Raw genomic sequence first — 20,607 nt, 5'->3', positions numbered from 1 at the left:
CGATAAGGGCTACCTTGACAAGTACGTCTGGACAGTCGGTGGTGTTCCAACAGTTCACCAGAACACTAACGTGAATGTCCCGTCCTCAACGAGCGAGCGGGTCTGTAGAGCCCGGGCGAAGTAGGGTAGGGAAGGCTAGGGTAGGTAGTTCACTCGTTCGAAGAACTGCCAAGGGCCTGTGCGAGTTTTCGGTGAGTCTGTTGAATGGATTCGAGTTTCTCTTGCAGTTTTGCTTGCCGGTGTCCGAGGGTTGTGAGCGCCGAGGTCACATCATCTTCGAGCGTATCAACGCGTTCCGTCGTCGCGTCGACGGTCTCGTCAGTAGCCGTGAGGTGTGATTCGAGCGTCTCGATGCGACGCCGAGCATCTGTGAGATCGTCCGATAGCCTGGTGTGCGTTTCGAGCCCCTCCTCGACCGTTGCGATACGGTCGTGCAGTTGGTCGTGGTCGGCGTTGTGCGCGCGCTCGAGATCGTCGAGTCGTGCGTCGATCGACTCGAGTTCGCTCTCGACCGATTCGAGCACCTGTGTGGCCGACCCGCGATCGTCGAGGAATGCTTCGAGCGCGTCGATGTAGGCGGTGAGGTCGCTCACCTGCGTTTGCAGATGCCGAAGGCGAATCTGGACGTTCTGTGGTGAGGTCACTCCCAACTCCTCGCGGAGATTTCCGACCGCCTGGTCGGACGCATCGCCCTCCGCTATTTCGGCGACTAACTGCTCGGTGAGCGAGCCACCGCTGTCGTCCGAACTGGCTTCCGACGACTCACGCCGCTCCGGTCGCTCATGCTCGTCTCCGTCCGAGGTGTCGTCCTCGTGGCTGGTGGTCGTTGCTGACGGACTCTCGTCGAAGAGCTCGTCGAACGCGATGGTATCTTCGGGAAACGCCAACTCGACTTCCTCACTGAACTCTTCGAATTCCACTTCCGCGTGTCGTTCCTCAACCTCTTCGAAGTCGGCTGCGACTGGTTCCCTGTCGTGGGTCCCCTCTTCCTTCCCCATGAGTGTGACTACCATATAAATGTAGTTAAAACCACCTATTCAAATGAAATTTTCTTATAACTTAGTGGTTTGGCCATTGCCAGTAGTATTTTGTAGGATCCAAAAGATCCACGCCACGAGGTGACGACCACAGACATGCCGACGCCGCAGAGACGCTGGGTAGTGTGATTCTTTCGAGCGAACGACCATCCCCAATAATCAACTACCAATCACGTTCGCTTCATGATCACTCGCACGTACCCGTAGTGGAAACCAGCCTTCCTCGTCAAGCCCCAGTAACGCCTCGGAGTACCCATCCTCATCGTTGCCCGCTTTGGACGTCCGAACCCAGTTCACTTCGCGCTCGCTCAGGCCGAACCACTCGGCTAGCTTCTCGGCCTCTTCGTCGACGCGATGCAACAGCGTCATCGAGCAAAGGCTCGCGATCGTCCGCGCTTCCGGCGTCAAGGAGAACTCGCCACCAGTCTGGGTGATGAAGTGCAAGGAGAGGTCGTAGTGGCGTGAGTGACGAACTGCTGTCTCCAGAAACGACAGCGACGTCGCGTCAGCCATCAGATAGTGTGCCTCGTCGATGACGAAGATCACGTTCTTCTCAGTCCCTTTCGCTCGTTCGTAGACGGCGTTGAACAGCACCTGCATCATCAAACTCGTCTCCGATCGCCCACGCGTCCCCTCGTCTTGATGCAGATCGAGGTAGATCACCGGCGAGTCGAGATCGAACGAGGTCTCCTGAGCGAGATTCGAGAGGTCGCCGTTCTCGGAGAACGACGGCCGGAGATCCTTCAACAGGGATTTGGCGTCGTGCTTGACGCTCTCGCGTTCGGCGTCGGTCGCGTAGCCGAACGCCGCGGGATTCTCGAGGAACGTTTCGAGGACGCCGATGACGTCTCGGATCGTCGGCGAGACCTTGCCGTGCGTTGCGGGATCACGCGTGATTCCCTGACGCTCGTAGGAGACCTGCACCGCCCGACGAAGTGTCTGCTTTCGCTCGTCGAGCGGATTCGTCGCGACGTGCGTAAAGAACGTCTCGAAGAACGTGAGCACCCACGAGATCTGTTCGGCCCACGGATCGAGGTCGGACACAGACTGGAGGACGTGCTTGGGCGTCGCCTGTATATCGAGCGGATTGAACCCTCGCGTCCCGCCGACGGTCACGCGTTCACCGCCCAGCGCATCATTCACACCCGCAAAGCCTGCAAGCGGGTCGAGCATGACGATCACGGTATCCGGATCGTACATTGCACGCCTGACGAGCTGGAGCTTCGTCGAGAACGATTTCCCAGCGCCGAGTTTTCCGATAACCATCGTACAGTATCCCGTTTCGCGATTAAATCGATCGAGGATCAGCGGGCTTTCGTTGAGCGCGTAGGTGCCGTACTCGATGCCAGGTTCTGCGAACGTCCCTGCGACGAAGGGGAACATGGCGCCGACAGCGCCGCTCAGCATCGGCGTCTTGGCGTCCAGCGAATGGTTCAATCGGTCGACGCCAACGGGACTCGCAGAGACGAGCGTATCGAGTTGCGTCCAACGGGGTGTCACAGGCGTGAGATTTGCCGGCGAGCTTCGCGCGAGCTGTTCGACCGAGCGCGTATCGACCTCGTCCGGGGAGTCTCCGCGCACCGTGAGATACATCGAGGCGTCGAACGCCCGCGTCGAGGTGTTCCGAAGGACGTCGTAGAGCTCGCGATAATCGTCGAGGTCTTTCCTGACGCCGCGGGCGCCCGCCCGGCGTTTCTCGCTCAGGTAGTCGTAGTCCGCTTCGAGGTCCTCGATTTGGTTCTCCAGAGAGTCGAGCGTGGAATGTGTCTCGCGCGGATCGAGGTGGATCGAGATGTCCGTCGTTCTGGTCTCAGGTGAAGAGTACAGCGTCTCGTAGAGGCCGTCCGTGGGGGCGTCCGGAAACTCCGAGATCCAGAGCGACTTCGTCCAGGTGTCGCCGGTTCGGACAGCGTTTGCACGTTCTTCGATACACGAAGGGGCGACGACCGACTGGTGGGTCGACGAGACGTCCGCGAGCGGGCGCTGGCTGGCTTCGTGCTCGACAGTGGCGTCGACATGCGATGGAGATGGTTCGGTGTGTTCACTCGACGCTCCCGGACCCTCCCCGTCTGTCAGGTCATCCTCTTCGACGACTTCGTCCGGATCATCCGTCGTGCCACTGGATCGAATCGACGATAGCAGCGAGCGGATCATTTGCCGGCACCTCCAACGAGGGGGCGCGTCCGTAGCGCCGACTGAAGATCGGCGTATTCAGTTGACTCACCGGCCCAGAATTCGCTGAGTAGCTGCGTCGCATCCTCGGCATCGATTCGGTGGGCGCCACAGCCGTCCATCTCACGGATACCCGACTCGACGCGCTGGAGCCGACCAGTCAGTGCGGTGAGCATCGCCTCGTGGCGTTCCTCGGCTCGCGGTGCGAACCAGGCTCTGACGAGCAATCCGAGGGCCGGAATGCGGGCCACCTTCTGGGTGAGACTCTCGCGTTCGAACTGCACCTCCTCGGGCGCGACGGAGACGATGATGTAGTGATCGCGGATCGTCATGCGACGCTCTTCGAGGTCTGTCCGATACCACTCGACGTACTCGTCAATCAGCGACTCCAGTTGTGGATTCGCCTGAACGTCCGGATCCGATCGCCGCTCCTCGTAGTGTGTGAGGTACTCCTCGACTGGGAACTCCCGTGTTGTCGAGTAGATCTGGATCGGGAACTCGACGACGGTGTCGAGAAAGTCCGAAAACGCGGCTGCCTGGGCGTGCCACTGCTCGCTCGTCGCAAGGGCCATCGACGGAGGGTCGACCTGAATCAGCCCAAAGAGCGTTCCATCCGTCCGTTCGAGAACGTCGTCGTCGGGGTAGACCCGTTCGAGATAGGAGTACCCCTTCGCTTCCTCGTGGGCATGGCGTTTCTCGCCTCGCTGGAAGCCGATGAACGTCGCGATCCAGTCCATGCTCGTCGTGTAGGTTGGCGTGAGATAGACGAACAGCGCGCCGACACTGATCGCGACGCCGGCGACCGGTAGCGTTAGCGTCTGGATAGAAATCCCCGCGAGGCTAGCTTCGGGCGGCAAGACGACTTGCGTGAAGAGGATCACCACGACGCCGGGGAACAGCCCGACCGCGAGATCGCTCAGCGTGTACTTGCCGAATAGTTTCGTGTCTGTGCCGATGGAGGACGGAATTCGTTTCGTTGGGTCGTTCGTACTCATTTCAATTCTCGTTGCGCTCGCTCGGAGAGCGGTCGGGGTCGTCTCGGTGTGAGGGCGAGTCGTTCAGGCGCTGCTCCCTGTTTCGCAGCGTGTCGAACTGTTCCGAAGAGGGTTCGATGGTGATCGGGGACTGCCCATCGGTTCTAGTGGAAGCGGTGCCCGCCAATGGTGAACCGGGACCCTGCCCCCCAGATCCCTGCCCAGCCTGTTCGGCGGGCGACTCGGCAGCAGTGCTGCCACCACCAACGCCGTCGCTATACGCGTCGTGGAGGTGCGTCCCAGTGGCGTTCAGTCGCGACCCTGCGGCGTGCGCTCGTGACTGGCCGGAGCCGAACGTGGTCTGCCCGTCTGGCGTCTGTGCGGGCTCGTCCCGGAGGCCGCGGGCAAAGTTCTGTCCACCATGAGCTGCCGTTTGGCCGTGGGATTGGGCAGTCTGGACACGCGATGCCGCTGTACTCCGGGATGTCCGGTGGGAGATGCGATCGCCGACGAAAAACAGCGCCCCCGCCTGCCAGAACAGGATGATCGGCGAGAGCAGCGCCGCGAAGGGAATCACGAGTGCGGTCACCCATGCGCCCAGTCCGCCCATCGAGAGGCCGAAGCTCTCCCCGAAGATCGCGCCAAGTCGGAACAACAGTGCGACCGGGACGGTCATGAACAGGAAGGGGACGTAGAACCCCGCGAGTCGCTTCATGAATCCGGACATGAGCGAGAACGGTCCGACGCCGGGAATCCAAAACACGATGAGCAGCGGCGTCAGCAGCACGAAGAGGTACAACACGACGTGGCGCGTGAAGTAGATCAGTGCCAACAGGAGAAACAGCGTCAGATCGACCAGTAGCGTCAGCGATAAGCCAAGAACGCCGAGCGCGCCGAACGACAGCGTCTCGAACAGCGTGATGTTGCTCAGGTCCGGCACCAGGAATCCGGCGAGGCCGCTCATGAACTGCAAGGAGAGCGCGGCAATCCACCACCACGAAAGGATACCCAACAAGCCGGTGACGGCTCGTTTCTTGAGTTTCGAGCGGTGGTAGTTGCTAAAGAGGTAGCTCATCGACTCCAGCAGGATGACGAGCCCGATCATCAGCCCCCACAGGAGCAACGACAGGGGGACGATTGCATCCCAGTAGTACTCGTAGATCCCCGGCCAGACGCCGTTGGTCGGTTCGCCGAACACGGCGTTAGGATGGGGCGTCTCGACGACCACCCGGACGAGGTCGTTCGCGTAGCGTTCGATGAGGCCGGTGATCGGTCCGAAGAGAACACGAAGGAACTCTTCGAGGGCGTTGACGATCGCTTCCGAAAGGGCACCCATCGGTCAGGGCCTCCGGGAGCGCAGGATACGCCAACCGGTCGTTCGTTCGAGCAGGTACACCGCAAAGAGGATCGATACGATCGGGATCGCCATCCGATAGAGCGTCTGCAGCACTGCGAGCGTCCCGCCTTCGACGTAGACGGTGTCCGTATCGCCAATATATGCTTGCGAGGTCCGCCACCACGACCCCGGCTCGTATCGCGCCGTGATTCCACCCGCTGTGCGGGGCAGTGTGAGCGTTGCAGTACCGGTCTCGTCAGTGTCGACCTGCTGGCCGTTGACGACGACAGTATCCACCTCGTCGGTGGTGTTGATCGGGGTACCCGTCGCGGCATCTTCGAGCGAGATGCTGACCGTGACGTGTTCGTCGGTCGTGTTCTCGATTGCGAGCGTGAGCGTGCTTTCGTTGGTCGAGACTTCGTAGAACGACTCGATCTGATAGTCGCCCTCGACGCCGCTGACTAGTCCAGTACTCGTCAGGGTTTCGGGCGTGCGATCAGCAGCGTCGATCCGCGCAACGATACCGTACGTCGCCGTGTAGGGATCGGTGACGACATCGAGTTCCACGTCTTCCGGAAGCCCGGGCGGATCGCGTTCGATGCCGTAGGTATCCAGCAGCGTACTCGTTGCGCGGGGCGTCGCGCTCGGCCCCGTCGCACTCGGGAACGCGCTGACCTGAAGCGGATGGATCGACGAATGACTGCGTTCATCGTCGCCGTCGGTACTGTGTACGAGGGTGTCCCAGGACGGATCACGAGCAGAGTAAAACTGCCAGACGCCCGTGACCGTCGTTGCTCCAACGTCGAAGCCACGCCACGGATCGCTCGTGAAGACGGCGACGCCAAGATCGCCGTTGGGATAGCGCGTCCGGGTGCCTGCAACAGTCGGCTCGTGGACCGCGACTTCAAAATCGGTGCTGACGGTCCGACGGTCGGTCGGGAACGTGACTGCTGTGCGTTCCAGCTCGCAGACGTTCGCATTGTCCCCGTCAGTACACGTTTCGATAGCCCGTCTGAGCGTCACCGAGATATCCGTCTCGACGGTCAGCGTGTGAGTCTGGCCTGGGAGTTCCGAAAGCCCGTCATAGGAAAGCGACGGCGTATGCGTTCCTGACTGTGTCGCTTCGAGCGTTCCGTCGACGTACAGGCGCGTTTCGTCGATCGCATGATCGCTGACCGACCACGTCGTTCGCGTCTCGTTGTCGAGACGCGTCGCCGGCGTCTCGACTCGGTAGTCGGTCGTTCCGAGTACCTGCCCTTCCGGAGCGACGTACAGCGGCATCTCATCAGGCGAGAGTCTCGCACGAGTCGAGGGCGAAACTGCGAAGACCTCGACGTAGGCGTCTTTCACGAATACGCCGTTCTCTAGGTTAGCATGTTCGGGATGGATGGAGGTCTCGCGTGACGTCTCGGGGAACGCCGCGTGTTCACCGCGATTCCACCGGTCGATGGCTTCGGGCGGGTCGGCGAATGGGATGTCCGTGTACGTCGCCAGTTCACCGTACGCGGAGGTACTTGTGCCACCACTGGTCGGTGTGCCAGTAGCGTTATCGACATCACCTGACCAGAGCAACGGGAAGGTGGTCTCGTTGATGCCGTGGCCGGGGTCGACGGGTGGGTGGGCGCTAGCGAGCGGAAACCCTCCGAGAGCCGCGAGCGTCCAGACGACGACACAGGCCGTGACGGCGCGTGCCATCCGCTCAGAACCCACAGCTCGTCGCGCCGACGACGACGTTGTTGAGCATGAACTGAACGATCGCCGTGCCCAGCGGGGCGACGATGATACCCCAGATGACGGCCTGGTTGCGCGCTTCTTTCATTTCCTTTTTCAGATCGGCGCGACGGACGGTCGTCATCGCGACCGTCGTCCCGAGCGCGACGACGCCGCCGATCAGCGGGCCGCCGAACTGGATGATCGAGAAGACGTTCTTGATCGTCAGCGCCATGTCCGTCTCGCAGAACGCTTCGCCGCTGGTCTGGGCGAGCACGGGATCGACAGCAAGGATACTCAAGAGGATTCCTGCACCGAGGAGCGAGCGCGTATTGAGGATGCCCCGAGAGTGAGGACAGTCTCGATCGTTGCTGTCGGAACTGGATCGGTTCAACTGCGGTTGTGGTGAGGTCGGAGCAGACATGTGAGTGAGAGAGCAGCCGCAAAATCTCGATAGGCGTCACAAAGACAACCGTGATCGGAGTGTACGACAGCGCTCGTACGAAACTTTGAGCAGCATCAAATAAGCGTTAATATTCTAATATCTATCCATAAATAGTAGTATACAGCATGGTTTCTAAAACTAGGTAGAAATTCAGGTTGACTATGGTAATTGCCAATGAGAGAACGCCGTGTATCACTTTGACCGCGTCATCGGGGTCATTTTAGCTGGAAATAGGCGCTAAGCCCCCTTCCTCAGCGAGCGGCGAAGCCGCGAGCAGTGAAGAGACAGCGTTCACAAGAGCGGAGTTCTTGTGCGCGAACGAGACTATCCGGTCTTGCTGGTATCGGGGGAACGGATCACTGAGTGACGGCGCGTATCCACGGCTTGAAGACCGAGGTTTTGCGCCTCTTCATCGCATAAAACTCTTGGTTCCAGTAAGGCCGAACCATTCAAATGTAACCGTGTTGATGATGCTACTAACTCACGACAACAATACGACATAGCCCTCTCACCCCTGCCCTCCACTCGCCAGTCGTCAGCCGATTCAGGGGTCGTCGCCACAACCGGTCCCATCCCATCTCGCCGCGCTCACGAATGAGACAAAGACTCGCCGGCGTTCATGGCCGTTTGCTGTCAGCGTTCGCTATCGGCCTCTGTATGCTACTGATCGCTGTCGTCGCAGCCACGCTCGAACCCTCTATTTCGGCAACCGCTACGCCGGACCCGCCGACATCCACGCCGACCACAGGCGTTTCGTTGATTGCGCTCTTCTACGGGCTCATCAACGCGGTTCTCGCCATTTTCGGTCTCTCTATTGACCCACCGTCTGGACAGATCTCCGGCGGCTCCGCTCTTGGGGTCATATTCCGGCTTCTCCAATCCATCTACCAGTACCGCCTCGCGATTATCGCGAGTGTTGTCCTCCTTACGGTCTGTGGGCTGCTCTACCAGTATCGCCACCGGCTTGCCGTCCCTCGCGTCCTCCAATCGTCAAGTGAGACGACTAACGCGAGCACTACACTCTCAACAACAGAACCCGCAGGCGCTGGCTGGCAGCCCACTCCAGACCCAGACTCAGTTCAGGAAGCCTGGGTTGCGATGATTCGTCGCATCGACGGCGAGGTCAGGACGCCGTCGTCACGAACACCAGCCGAGTGGCAAGAAATCGCAATTGCGAGTGGCCTCCCCGCTGACGCTGTCAAGACAATCACTTCGACATTCTGTGCCATCCAGTACGGAACGGCCACCGAAACAGCTGCACACCGTGAACGCGTCCGAACTGCGCTCGATGCGCTTGATGCTCACCAGGAGGCCGTCGATGAATAAGCACTCTCGGACACAAATCCGTCGCTGGGCCACGCTGATTGCACTCCTCCTCATCGCCACGGCAATCCTCATCACTGGGCTCGCTACCATCGAACCAGCACTTCTTGATGGACTCTCCCATCCCCGTGATGACGTCTTCGTCATTACTGGTTTTCTCATCGTCACTGTACTCGGCAGTACACTCTTCGCCCCGACGTACCTCGAGCCGAAAGACGACGACACGAACGACTACGAGCCCGAGGAGACACCCGACATCCCGTATGCAGGAACAGACATCGAGCCTCTCGCCAAGCACCCGTTCGTCGGGTATCACACGTCGACTAGCGAGCAAGATGCAATTCGTGATCGGCTTCGGAACACCACAATCACCATGATTCACCGGCAGACAGGGATCAGTACTGACGAGGCCAGCGACCGCGTCCGGCATGGTGACTGGACGGAGAACGCGACTGCTGCGTGGTTCCTCGGTGAAACACCACCGTCACGGTCAGTCCAGTTGTACGCACGTCTCTCCGAGAGACTCGCTTTCCGGCACGGCGCTCGCGAGGCGATCGCCGCAATCGTCGCCTACGAACAGCGCCACAACGACACGGAGGCCGACGCGCCATGACGTCGGTCGAACAGACACACCGTTGGCGTGTCGCCATCGCGTTCGTTCTGTTCACAACGACGGCCGGCCTGTACTTCGAGGCACCCGCAGTCTTCCTCGCATCAGTGCTTGGCATCGCGTACGCAGGCTATCCACTCCTCGTCAGCCCTCCTCCCCTCGAAGTCGAGTTATCGCGGACGGTGACGGATGCGACGCCCGACCACGGTGACCCAGTCACGGTCACGGTGACGGTCACGAACACCGGGCCGCGAACGCTTCCTGACCTCCGGATCATCGACGGCGTCCCAGCGCTTTTGACGGTCATCGAAAAAACGCCCCGGCAGACGGCCACGCTGCGACCGGGAGCGTCGACAACGTTCCAATATACTGTCACAGCGAAACACGGCAGTCACCAATTTACTCCAGCTACCGTCATTGCTCACGATATCAGCGGGGGGACACGAATCGAGACGGAAGTCGCAGCGGGCGAGCAGACGACCGTTTGTGAAGAACTGGACTGTACGGTCGACCTTCGGGAGTTCCAGTTGCGCCAGGAGGCCCGGCAGTACCCTGGGCAGACACCCGCGGATGCAAGTGGGGCGGGACTGGAGTTCCAGCAGACGCGTGCCTACCAATGGAGTGATCCGAGGAATCGGATTAACTGGAAGCGGTACGCTCGGACGGGTGACCTCACGACAGTCGAGTTCCGTGAGGAACACCGGACAGCGGTCGTACTCTGTCTCGACGTCCGACCGGCTGCAGTTCGTGCTGCCTCGTCGACAGACCCGCACGCGGTCGCATACTGCATTGCTGCCGCCCAAGAAGTCCTCGGGGCGCTCGAACAGCAGCACGAGCAAGTTGGTGTCGCCATCTTTGGAACCGACTTCGACTGGCGCGCACCACGCGCAAGCCAGCAGCAATACACCGAGATCGACCAACTTCTACGCGCCCACGAGTATGACCAGCCGACTCCCATCGACGAGACGACGACGTCCCCAACAGTGGATGTCCAGCAGTTGGTCGCACAGACGCAGGGAACGCTCGAGGTAGTGGTATTCTCACCGCTCATCGACGAATTCGGTGAGACGGCAGCACAGCAGTTAGACGCACGCGGACACGCCGTCACGGTTGTCAGCCCAGATGTAACGACGGGCCGAAGCGTCGGTGGGGAATTCGTCCGGGTCGAACGTGCGAACCGCGTCCAGATGCTACGGGAACGGGATATCTTGGTTGCAGATTGGTCACCGGAGGACCCGCTGGTCTGGCCGGTACGCACGCACGGGGGCGGTTCTGATGGATAAGTTGGCGGTTGTGCAGCAGCCAGCGTACGCTGGAAGTGCGCTTGCCGTCGTCGCAGCGGCGTGCGTCACGGGTGTGCTAGCGAGTCAGCCAGTCCAGCTGTCGATTGCTGGTGTCGAAGCAGTCGGCGCGCTCTTATTGCTGGGGAGTGGGTTAGTTCGCCGCCGTGGGCATCCGTGGGTCGGTGGTGTGCTCGTCGTCATCGGCTGTGGAGGAGTCTGTCTCGCACTCGTGATGGGACTTCTCGCGCCGAGTGGGTTATTCGAGCGGATTGCGTTTCTCGGTGGAACCCTCGCGACAGCGTTCGTGACACTTGGCGTATTTCCGCTTCGACAGTCGTGGGCGCGTGGATTCAACGGGTTCGCGGCCGTACTATTCAGTTGTAGTCTCGCCCTCCTGGCGTGGGTTTCGAATCCAAGTGATCTTCAGGTGCTGCTGGGGGTCGGGTTCACGATTATGGCGTGGGATATGGCCGAGTACGCGATTACGCTGGGGGAAGACGTCGGGCGGAGCGCGCGAACGTATCCAGTGACGGGTGTGCATTTTGCTGGGAGTCTCGGGGTTGGCCTTGCGGCCAGCATCGTCGCTCTGGTGGGGGGCAACATAGCGTTGCCAGCAATTCCGATTGCGACGCTGACGCTACTGTTAAGTGCTATCGTGGTCTTGTTGCTGGTTCTCTTTCTCGGGGACAGTGAGTGGTTGTCCAAGTCGTAGTAGGAGACTGGGGTCCCAGGCAGTTGCATCCCTCACGGGGAGTTGGCAAGTGTACTACTAGCGCCCAAATCCAGACACACGACCACCGAACGAGCTTCCTCGTAGTGATCGGTCACCACAAGAAGGCGGATCTCCGCACGAACAGACTCCGGTTTGTACAGATGTTCAAGTGCGGTGAATCCGAGACTGGAGGCCGTCCCGACAGTCAGCAGTCACACAGTGCCGACGCAGAGGAGCGACATAATACCGTCCCGCAAACACCCTAACTACTTTGGGGCTATAATTAACCAAATTCAGCACAACAATTGGGGCGTGATCAGTACCCGTGAGTCAGTGCTCCCGCCGATGTTCGAGGATCTGGATATCGGAATCGCCGTTCACGATCCCGAAACGGGTGCGATCGTCGACGTCAACGACTCGTTAGAGCAGTTGTACGGGTACTCGGCTGCCGAACTCCGGGAAATGGAGGTAGGCGAGTATACTGCCCCTTCACGCGACTTTTCCCACAAAGAGGCAGTTCGACGGATCCAGGCTGTTGCCGATGGAACTCCCCAGGAGTTCGACTGGCAGATCGAGCGTGCGAACGGCGATCTCCAGTGGGTCAGCGTGACGCTCAAGGCGACAACCATCCACGGACAGAACTACGTAATCGCCGAGGTCGACGAGGGCGCGGGGTATCAGGATCGACAACAGCGCATCCAGTTACTGCATCGAATCGTCCGCCACAATCTCCGGAACAAAATCAACGTCATCCAGGGCCATGCCGAACTGCTCGAAGCAGTCGTCGAGGACGACGCTTCGGTGGAAAGTGTCGAGGCGATTCTAGAGGCCGCCATGGACGTTCAAGGCATCAGCGATTCCGTCACGACGCTGGAAGAAATCGGTCGCACCGGTCCGACCCAACACACGATCATGGATCTCCCTCGGATCACCAGGTCGGTCCTCGACGAGATACGAGGGGGATATCCGGATGCCGACATCGACGTCGTCGTCGAGTCGGACGTTCGGGTCATTGCCGATTCCAGCGTCCGCTACGCGCTCGCTCACGCCGTCGAAAATGCGATCGAACACGACAACGAGGACCAGCCCTCTGTGACCGTTACCGTCACGACCGATCACGAGACCGATCAGGGCGTCGTCCGAGTCGTTGACGAGGGGCCGCCGATTCCGGATATCGAAATCGATGTCCTCAATGAGGACTTCGAACCGAGCAGCACGCGACACGGTAGCGGCGTCGGCCTCCCGCTCATGCAAGCGTGCGTGTCAACTCTCGGAGGGGAGCTCAGCTTCGCCGAAAACGACCCTCGCGGCAACGTCGTTTCGATCGCGCTCCCGCGGCCCGAACCCGTTTAAACCATCCGCCACCTAGCTCTCGTATGAGCGGGCGCGATACACACAGAGTGTCTGAGGGCACCTATAAAATCTCCATTATGGCTCAAAGACTAGTCGTCAAGTTCGTCCTGTAACGCCGTGTATCGCTTCCGGAGGGTCACCGGACTCGTCCCCGCAACCGACGCGATATCAGCTTGTGGGATAGAACGTTCGGCTTCGCTGCTCGCAAGGTATAGACACGCAGCAGCGACGCCGGAGGGCTGACAGCCGTTCGCGATACCGGACTCCGTAGCAATCTCTGCAAGTTCGGTTGCTCGATACTGCACGTCATTCGGGACATCGAACTCGGCGATGAGTCGGGGGAGAAGCGTCTTCGGCGTCGGCACGAGCGCTTTCAGGCTGAGTTCTTTGTTCAGTACGCGATATCCGTTTTTCATCGCTTCCTCTCCGCAGTTTGCCACGCCTGCGATTTCTTCGATCGTTCGCGTGTAGCCGCCACAGCGACACGACGCGTACACGCACCCGGCGACGATCGCTTCGATCGAACGTCCCTGAATCAGGTCTTCTGAGCTCGCGTCTCTGTAGAGTTGGCTCGCGCGTTCTCGGACCGAGTACGGCAACTCAAGCGCGCTCGTGAGTCGTGCGATCTCGAGACAGGCGGTCGCGAGGTTTCGCTTCTTCTTGCTCGACCAGCGTGCCCTGCCGTGTTCTCTCCGAAAACGGCTCATCTGCCGGCGCTTCTTCGAGGACAGCGCGTTCCCGTTCGCATCTCTGTATCGACCGATCTCGCTCGAAAGGCCGCGATCGTGTCTCGCCGGAGTGATCGGCGCACCCGTCTGCTCGCGTTTGGATTCCTCGCCTTCGAACGTCCGCGGCGTCGCTCCGTGATCGATACGACAGTCCGCTACAATCAATCCGCACTCGGTACACGCCGTTTCACCGCCTTCGGTTCTGAGGGAACCACCGCATTCGAGACAGTGCGTCTGGTTGATCGTCTTTCCATCGTCGTCGTCGAAACCACTTTCGTAGATATCTCTCAGCGACATGTGAGTCACTCCTCGCAGGACATTCTTCAGAACGCCCCGCACCCGTCAGGGGGCGATAAAAATTGGTATGCGAGTAATGAATTACACCGGAAATCGATGCCCCGCTCACCCGGCAACTAGTCGCAGTTACAGATGCCGCCTTCGCGAACCTGGTCGGTGACGTGTCGGTGGATTTCGCGGGCCAACCGATGTATCGTTTCGGCCTGCCGTTTCGTCGGATGACGTCCGCCGTAGTAGCTGTCCGTCCGATTGTCGCTATACAGATCTTTGAGTTCGTGCGTCAGCTCCCGCGTGAAAAGACCGAATCGCACTGCTCGATCGTAGCACCGTTCGTGGGAATCCGTCTGGAAGTCGCGCAACGAATCACCCCCTTCAGCGATAGCGAACGCCTCCAGCGAGCGCTCGATGATGCCGAAGCACAGTTCGACGACAGCAGTATAGTAGCTACTTCCCTCGATCTCATCGACGATGGCGAGAAGCCGACACCCTTTGGTGAGTTGTGTCTTCCAGTCAGTGTCCGTGTCGATATCCGGTTCTCGCGTCGGGATGCCGTGACCCTCCTGGTTGAACGCGTCGGCGGCTGCGTCAAGTGCCTCCCTGATGATGGTTGGGTCACTCATCGACATCACCGTGCAGAACCATATTGCAGACGGTATCGAACTCGTGCGTTTGGTGGACGGCGATGCTATCGCGAAGTATTTCTCGCAGTTCGTCCACGTAGTTTGGAACGGCTTGCAGGCCCTCGACGTCGATCTCAAAGGCGTAGCGATTACCATCGAACGTGTCCTCTTCGAGAGACTGTCTGACACGGTTTGCCCGCCGCTGGTTGCCCACTCTATCCTCTCGTACCAACACCCACAGGTCGATGTCGCTACGGCGGTCGGCCTCGCCACGGGCGACGCTCCCGTAGAGAACGACGGCAAGAACACCGTCAAGTTCGTCCAGGATCTCCTCTGTCGCACCTTTTACTGGAGCGTAGAACTCTGATTGCGGAATTTCGAGGAAGGGATCATCTGGTCGAATTAATCGGTCCCGGTTGATCTGCACGAGCCGGCGCGACCCGTCGCGTTCCTCGACGACGAGGTCGTTGTTGGAGAGAATATCGACCGTCTTGGTAATTGTGGGTCGCGTATAGTCGACTGCCTGGGCGAGATCCGTCATCGAAAACGCCTCATCGTAGTGGCGGGTTAAAAAGAGAAGTACACCATCTGTGGCTTCCCTCTTGAATAAGCGGCTGTCTCCGAGTGGTATATCGACTGATATCCGCGTTCCATCACTAGAATTACCGTTCGAGTTCGTTTCCATTGTAAAGTAATCGTTTGCATTTCTACTTAAAACTTATTTTAGTAGTGGAGACCGACTTATATGAGTAGTGCAGTAGAATTTTCTATCACGCCCCGCACCCGTCAGGGGGCGATAAAATTGGCGTGCGGGTAGCAAGGGTGATCACCGGGAAGTATCGCGGCTCACCCCGTTGGAGGGGGTCCAAAGAAGGGAACTCATTCCAGACTGAGCAAATACTATCAATGATCCTGGATTGAGGTTGATAGACCAACTACACGTTGCGGCCGAGATCCTCGCGTATCGACTCGATATCGTCTCCGGCAAGCGACCGCTCGTGGAACTCCACAATATCGTCAAGAGCCGGTTCGGGTGTGTGGCCGACATCGTCGTAGACCCGAAAGACGGCATTCACGTCAGCCTCCTCGTAGACGTCCTTGCAGTGAGGAAACCGCTCCTCGTGGATGTCCTCGCCGTAGGTGAGCACCGCGATCCCCCGGAGTTCCGGATCGGTCCACGCGTCCGGATACAGGAGCGCGTCCTTATCGTCCTCGCTGCCCATGTAAATAAACTGGTCGAGGTCGCGGAACGCTTCCCGGTCGAACGGTTCGCCGGTCAGCGCTTCGATGTTTGCGACGCCGACCGGGTAGTTCATGGGTCGTTCGCCGAACGCGCGTACGTCCGCTGTCTCCCGCGGCAGGATAGCCAGCCCGTTGATACCGCCAGCTGACACCGAACAGACCCGGTCGGGGTGTAGGGCGGCGAACCGGTTGACGAACGCCGCCTGTGAGGAGAACCCGTTGAGGATGACCTCCTCGGGAACCGAAATACCGTGTTCGGCGAGGCGTTCCTGGGCGTCCTCGATCATCGCCAGTAGTTGCTGGTCGACTCGTTCGAGCGGGCCCTCGTCGATCCGCATCGTCCGGGCACAGAGCATGTGGATCATGTGCGTCCAGTCGACCGGCTCCTCAAGGGGGCGCGGGAACACCGGAATCAGAATCGGGGCGCCGAGTTCGTCGGCGACGTATCGACCGGACTTCGTTTGGATACGCTTTCTTGCCAGTTCGAGGTGGCGGTCGAACTCTTCGACGGACTCGCCGACGTTGTGCGGTTCGACCAGTATCGGTCGTCTGTCGACGTCGCTCGACGCCGCATGCTCGTCGTCGAGTCCATCGGAAACCGCGAGATAGTACGGGTAGTTGAACCCGCGCTCGGGGTCGGCCTCGACCAGCGTCGGCCCGTCCGACGTGAGTGGCTGATCGCTCGCGTTGGCGCTCGTCACTGCATCTCTGTTGTCGGGCATCGCCATGTGATCCGAGGAGCGACAGCCGCATAAGTGTAATTTGAAATATATTTCTGTAAGACGAGAGATTGAAACGCGGTTCAATAGGTTGTCTGATAATTTTGGCCTCAATCGTCCGGTCCAGCATATTGACATCCTCCTCCGTGTAAACGCGGAGGAATCCCGAGCGGTGGGAGTTTCAGGTTCGCAGTCCAACCGGCAGACTACCAGCCCTTTTGGGCACGGGTAGTCCCACACCATCGGACTGGTGGACTGCTGGCGGTGCCAAGCCGCCGTTACCCCTATCCTCAACCGTGGGGGCGTCCCGGTGTTGTTGTTGTTGCCACAGGGACGCCGGCAAGCGTCAGCGGACTCGGGGGTATCGTCTGGGTCGCTTTGAGCAGTCGGCACGTCGGCACACCCTTCAAGGATGTGGCGTTAACCGACTGCCCTTTCGGATACTGCCTCGTTACGTGGGCGGCCAGGCCGCCTCCGCAGGACGGTTCGGAATCCGCTCCGTTCCGACCGATTCCTACCCCACGGTAGAGCGGCCTGTCACTTAAACATCAACGTGGGAAACTCGGAGAGGCGGTGGAACGGTGGTCTGTTGCCAGAAGTGACGGTGCGTATCCACGGTGTGAACGCCGTGGTATTGCGCCTGTTCAGCGTATAATAAAAGGTCGTGTCACCGAAAGAGAGTATATGATAGACGATGATTCGGCGGACGGCCTCGAAGCGACGTTCAGCCTCGTCGCGAACGACATCAGGTTAGACATTCTGCGGGCCCTCTGGGACATCTACACGGACGACCCGACCCCGGAGCCCGACCCCGTTCCATTCTCGACGCTCAAAGACCGGGTAGGGATCAGAGACTCGGGACGGTTTCACTACCACCTGGACGAGCTGGTTCCGCAGTTCGTCACCCACCACGAAGACGGGTACACGCTGACCTACGCCGGCGCACAAATTATCGGGGCCGGCTTCTCGGGGGAGTACACGAACACGGACGCGACGCTCGATGCGCAGCCGATCGACGCGTGCTCGAACTGCGATGGTACACTCGAAGTACGATACGAACGGGGCCACGCAATCGTCGACTGCGATAGCTGTGACGCGACACGTATCATGTCCGTACCGCCGATTCTCGTCGAAGCACACGACGCGGAGGCGAACCCGGGACTGCTCGGGACGTTCACGATGTCACAGCTCCAGCAGACGATCCGTGGCTTTTGTTATCTCTGTAGCGGCCCGGTCGAAGGAACGGTCGCTGATACATCGCTCGACAGCGAGACGGACACCGGCGAGGACGTCACGGTGGCCTACGAGTGTACGGAGTGCGGGGCACCGTTCTACACTACCGCCACGACGGCGGTGTTGGACCATCCGGCCGTCGTGTCGCTGTTACACGACGCCGGTATCGACTATCGCGAGATTCCGTCGTGGGGGATATCTCGGACACTCAATTCCGAGGAGCGCGTCCGCGACGTCGATCCCCTTCGCGTAGAGGTGACTGTGGCCGACGACGACGAGGAGCTGACGCTCGTACTCGACGAGAACCTCGACATAATCAAGTACAGTAGCGAGTAGTCCGCTGGCTGGGATCGACCGTAGATTTCACCGTTCAGGATCATGTCGTAGACAGTATCGAGCACGCCCGTTCGATGGACGGCGATGCTGTCACGAAGATTTTCTCGGTTCGTCCGCGTCGTTCGGAATGGCTTACACCCCTCGAGGTCGAAGAGATAGCGTCGCCGTCGAAGGTGTCTTTTTTGATGGATTGCCTGACTCGGTTCGCGTGGCGCTGGTTGCCAACCCTGTCCTCCCGCACCAACACCGAAGGTCGATCTCACTAGGGGTTGTCCTCGTCCCGGGCGATGCGCCCGTTGGGAACGGACGGCAAAACAGGGGTTGCCAAAGAAGATACTCTAGAGTATCATACTTTGAAGTACGATTATCGGGAGTATTGTTTCATGACCGACGGTATAGCAGATATGCCCGAGTTCGTGAACCGAGCGGAGGACTCACTCATCTCCACGACCTCTACGACTGAGCAGACGCCAAACTCGCGGTAATATTTGGCTGCCGTCACCTCGGAAAACTGTGCTGTCCGGGAATCGCTCAAAGAATATGACGACGCCGTCGTGTACCAGGCAAAGCAAAAAACGAGCGCTCTTCAGCTTCAGCAGTTCATCGATGCGGCCGCAGAGTCCTACCCCGGAGTGATGCGGATCCGGGAAACCTGGGATGAGGTTCTCGGGTATCTCGCAGAACAAGACGCAATCATCGTTCTCGACGAGTTCCCGTATCTCGTCGAACAAGACGAGAGTCTCCCGTCCGTGTTGCAGGCGATGTTCGACCACGAACTCGACGATTCAGCCGCGACCGTCGTGCTCGTGTATCAGTACGCCTACACCGCAGATGAGCAAGTGCTCACGTGGGGTATCTTCGGCGGCGTTCCGTACTACCTCAAAGAGGTCTCTTCCGATGCAACCCTCGCAGAGAACGTTCAGCGGACGATTCTCTGCCGACACGGCACGCTCCACGACGAACCCGACTACGTGCTTCGGATGGAACTTACGGAACCAACCCGGTATTTCTCGATTCTGGAAGCCATCGCCGGAGGGAACACGAGCCGCAACGAAATCGCCGGGGCGACCGGGATCGACTACAACCAGCTCTCGAAATACCTCAACCGACTGTCCCGACCGCGACTTGTGGACCAGCACGTGCCAATCACCGAGCAGAAAGAGCGGAGCAAGCGTAGCCGGTATCGCATCCGGGACCTCTTTGTCCGGTTCTGGTTCCACTTCGTCTACGGGACACGGGCGAACAGTACGACGAAGTTGGTGAGGACTCCTACGATGCGCTGATAGAACCAGATTTGGCCGACTTCGTGAGCCGGGCATTCGAGGAGCTTTGCTGTTCCGCACTCCGAACGCTCTACCCAACGTATACAATCACAGAAACCGGTCAATGGTGGTACGGCGAACACGAGATCGACGTCGTTGGTCTCACATCTGGACAGACGCTACTCGGTGGCGAGTGCAAATTCTAGCAGTCCTCTCTCGGGTACGACGCGCTCTCGAACCTCGAGAAACACGTCGACGAACTTCGGTGGTCTCCCCCGACCGGGAGCGATCGAATGGAGGAGTACGCACTCTTTTCGCGGAACGGCTTCAACTCATCCGTAGAAGAGGCCGCAGAAGAGAGGGAGGATCTGCATCTGTTCACGGTCGGTGACGCTGTGGAAGCACTCACGCGTGAGTGAGAGTGCTCTGGCCGATCATCGACCCATTGTCTCAAAACGTTTGACGACCAGTCCTGACACACTCCCAGCAGGGAAACCCCTCTGGGAGTCCAGCGCACTCACAGGAGTCCGCGTTGGTCTCAGTATCTTCGGGATTATCAGATGATGCTCCTGCTCCTGAGGAGCCTCTTGATGACGGATCGTCGAGAGTATCCGAGTCCTCTTCGTCTGTCGAAACAGGGGTTCCACCATCGGCGACAATCTGTCGATCGATAGCTGCATCGAGGATTGGCTTCCTGATCGCAACGGCAACGCGGTGTTTGCATGCGCCGTCGTAGTTCGCGTCGGCCGGACATTCGCACGCCGATGGAAGCCCATTCGTGATGGTCACCACGTACTCGTGGTCTTCTGGGTTCGCGTGACTGGCATTTCTGACGCGAACGCCGGTCGCTTCGATCGTGAACTCGAAGGCCTCGTACTGAGCGCGCTTGATGACTCTATTCGTCGTCTGTAACTGTGTTAATGGGGTACTCATGATTGGGTGGTGGAAACTGCATTGGGTTGGTTATCCGCCGGCAGAAAACGGGAAAGAGAACAGGAGATCAGGCAGGGACGTCAGGAGACCTCGTAGACAAGGATCTCTGTCTGATCGCAGTAAGGACACGTCGAGTGTTCATCGAGAACTGTCGTTCCACACTTCCGACACTCATAGACGTACGAATGGTGGCGATGCAGCCTCGAAGCGGGTCGTTGCAGAAACGAACTCGTCATTGTTCTCGCTCTCGTCTGCGGAATTGCTCGCCCTGATCGTCCGGGC

Annotated in this window: 17 protein-coding genes and 1 pseudogene; 7 read left to right on the top strand and 11 right to left on the bottom strand. The window is 59.4% G+C overall.

What is annotated here, in order from left to right; all coding sequences use genetic code 11:
* Positions 1-149: 149 nt before the first annotated feature.
* The 6 genes from NO931_RS14355 to NO931_RS14330 all read right to left on the bottom strand — a co-directional run bounded on the left by NO931_RS14355 (position 150) and on the right by NO931_RS14330 (position 7,530).
* Positions 150-1,013, bottom strand: a complete 864-nt coding sequence (locus tag NO931_RS14355) for a coiled-coil domain-containing protein (RefSeq protein WP_256393039.1) — start codon at positions 1,011-1,013, stop codon at positions 150-152.
* Between the two features lie 183 nt (positions 1,014-1,196).
* Positions 1,197-3,191: a VirB4 family type IV secretion system protein gene (locus NO931_RS14350; RefSeq protein ID WP_256393038.1), complete on the bottom strand. Its 1,995-nt coding sequence runs from the start codon at positions 3,189-3,191 to the stop codon at positions 1,197-1,199.
* Entirely contained in the window at positions 3,188-4,204 is a 1,017-nt protein-coding gene (locus tag NO931_RS14345) for a TraC-like domain-containing protein (protein WP_256393037.1), read from the bottom strand. Before NO931_RS14345 ends, NO931_RS14350 begins: the two co-directional genes overlap by 4 nt.
* Before the next feature lies 1 nt (position 4,205).
* Positions 4,206-5,519, bottom strand: a complete 1,314-nt coding sequence (locus tag NO931_RS14340; RefSeq protein WP_256393036.1) for a TrbL/VirB6 family protein — start codon at positions 5,517-5,519, stop codon at positions 4,206-4,208.
* A gap of 3 nt (positions 5,520-5,522) precedes the next feature.
* The gene (locus tag NO931_RS14335) at positions 5,523-7,214 is read right to left on the bottom strand and encodes a DUF8186 domain-containing protein (RefSeq protein ID WP_256393035.1); all 1,692 of its coding nucleotides are present in this window, start codon (positions 7,212-7,214) and stop codon (positions 5,523-5,525) included.
* Between the two features lie 4 nt (positions 7,215-7,218).
* Positions 7,219-7,530: a hypothetical protein gene (locus tag NO931_RS14330; RefSeq protein WP_256393034.1), complete on the bottom strand. Its 312-nt coding sequence runs from the start codon at positions 7,528-7,530 to the stop codon at positions 7,219-7,221.
* An 801-nt stretch (positions 7,531-8,331) separates the two neighbouring features.
* Here NO931_RS14330 and NO931_RS14325 point away from each other — a divergent pair.
* The 5 genes from NO931_RS14325 to NO931_RS14305 all read left to right on the top strand — a co-directional run bounded on the left by NO931_RS14325 (position 8,332) and on the right by NO931_RS14305 (position 12,955).
* Entirely contained in the window at positions 8,332-9,000 is a 669-nt protein-coding gene (locus NO931_RS14325) for a DUF4129 domain-containing protein (protein ID WP_256393033.1), read from the top strand.
* A complete protein-coding gene (locus NO931_RS14320) occupies positions 8,993-9,610 on the top strand; it encodes a DUF7269 family protein (protein ID WP_256393032.1) in 618 nt (205 codons plus the stop codon). Before NO931_RS14325 ends, NO931_RS14320 begins: the two co-directional genes overlap by 8 nt.
* Entirely contained in the window at positions 9,607-10,890 is a 1,284-nt protein-coding gene (locus NO931_RS14315) for a DUF58 domain-containing protein (protein ID WP_256393031.1), read from the top strand. Before NO931_RS14320 ends, NO931_RS14315 begins: the two co-directional genes overlap by 4 nt.
* A gap of 187 nt (positions 10,891-11,077) precedes the next feature.
* Positions 11,078-11,602: a DUF7519 family protein gene (locus tag NO931_RS14310; protein WP_256393030.1), complete on the top strand. Its 525-nt coding sequence runs from the start codon at positions 11,078-11,080 to the stop codon at positions 11,600-11,602.
* A 174-nt stretch (positions 11,603-11,776) separates the two neighbouring features.
* The gene (locus tag NO931_RS14305) at positions 11,777-12,955 is read left to right on the top strand and encodes a sensor histidine kinase (RefSeq protein WP_256393029.1); all 1,179 of its coding nucleotides are present in this window, start codon (positions 11,777-11,779) and stop codon (positions 12,953-12,955) included.
* 89 nt (positions 12,956-13,044) lie between these two features.
* On the opposite strand, the gene NO931_RS14300 is transcribed toward NO931_RS14305, so the two are convergent.
* The 4 genes from NO931_RS14300 to NO931_RS14285 form a co-directional block, all read right to left on the bottom strand.
* Positions 13,045-13,980 (bottom strand): transcription initiation factor IIB, encoded by a 936-nt coding sequence (locus tag NO931_RS14300; RefSeq protein ID WP_256393028.1) that lies wholly within the window; start codon positions 13,978-13,980, stop codon positions 13,045-13,047.
* A 116-nt stretch (positions 13,981-14,096) separates the two neighbouring features.
* Positions 14,097-14,600: a DUF8154 family protein gene (locus tag NO931_RS14295; RefSeq protein ID WP_256393027.1), complete on the bottom strand. Its 504-nt coding sequence runs from the start codon at positions 14,598-14,600 to the stop codon at positions 14,097-14,099.
* Entirely contained in the window at positions 14,593-15,285 is a 693-nt protein-coding gene (locus tag NO931_RS14290) for a nucleotidyltransferase domain-containing protein (protein ID WP_256393026.1), read from the bottom strand. Before NO931_RS14290 ends, NO931_RS14295 begins: the two co-directional genes overlap by 8 nt.
* A gap of 250 nt (positions 15,286-15,535) precedes the next feature.
* On the bottom strand, positions 15,536-16,564 hold the full coding sequence (locus NO931_RS14285; protein WP_256393025.1) for an alpha/beta hydrolase family protein: 1,029 nt from the start codon (positions 16,562-16,564) through the stop codon (positions 15,536-15,538).
* A gap of 570 nt (positions 16,565-17,134) precedes the next feature.
* Between NO931_RS14285 and NO931_RS14280 the strand changes: the two genes are divergently transcribed.
* A complete protein-coding gene (locus NO931_RS14280; RefSeq protein WP_256393024.1) occupies positions 17,135-18,130 on the top strand; it encodes a DUF7351 domain-containing protein in 996 nt (331 codons plus the stop codon).
* Positions 18,131-18,534: 404 nt separating this feature from the next.
* Positions 18,535-19,811: pseudogene (locus NO931_RS20880) on the top strand (ATP-binding protein).
* Positions 19,812-19,842: 31 nt separating this feature from the next.
* Here the strand turns inward: NO931_RS20880 and NO931_RS14260 are convergent.
* Positions 19,843-20,325 carry an SWIM zinc finger family protein gene (locus NO931_RS14260; protein WP_256393020.1) on the bottom strand — a complete coding sequence of 161 codons (483 nt, stop codon included), beginning with the start codon at positions 20,323-20,325 and terminating at the stop codon, positions 19,843-19,845.
* Between the last annotated feature and the right edge of the window lie 282 nt (positions 20,326-20,607).

This window comes from Natronoarchaeum rubrum (assembly GCF_024494695.1).
The sequence above is the reverse complement of the archived record's forward strand: the minus strand, read 5'-3'. Positions and strand labels throughout refer to the sequence as shown.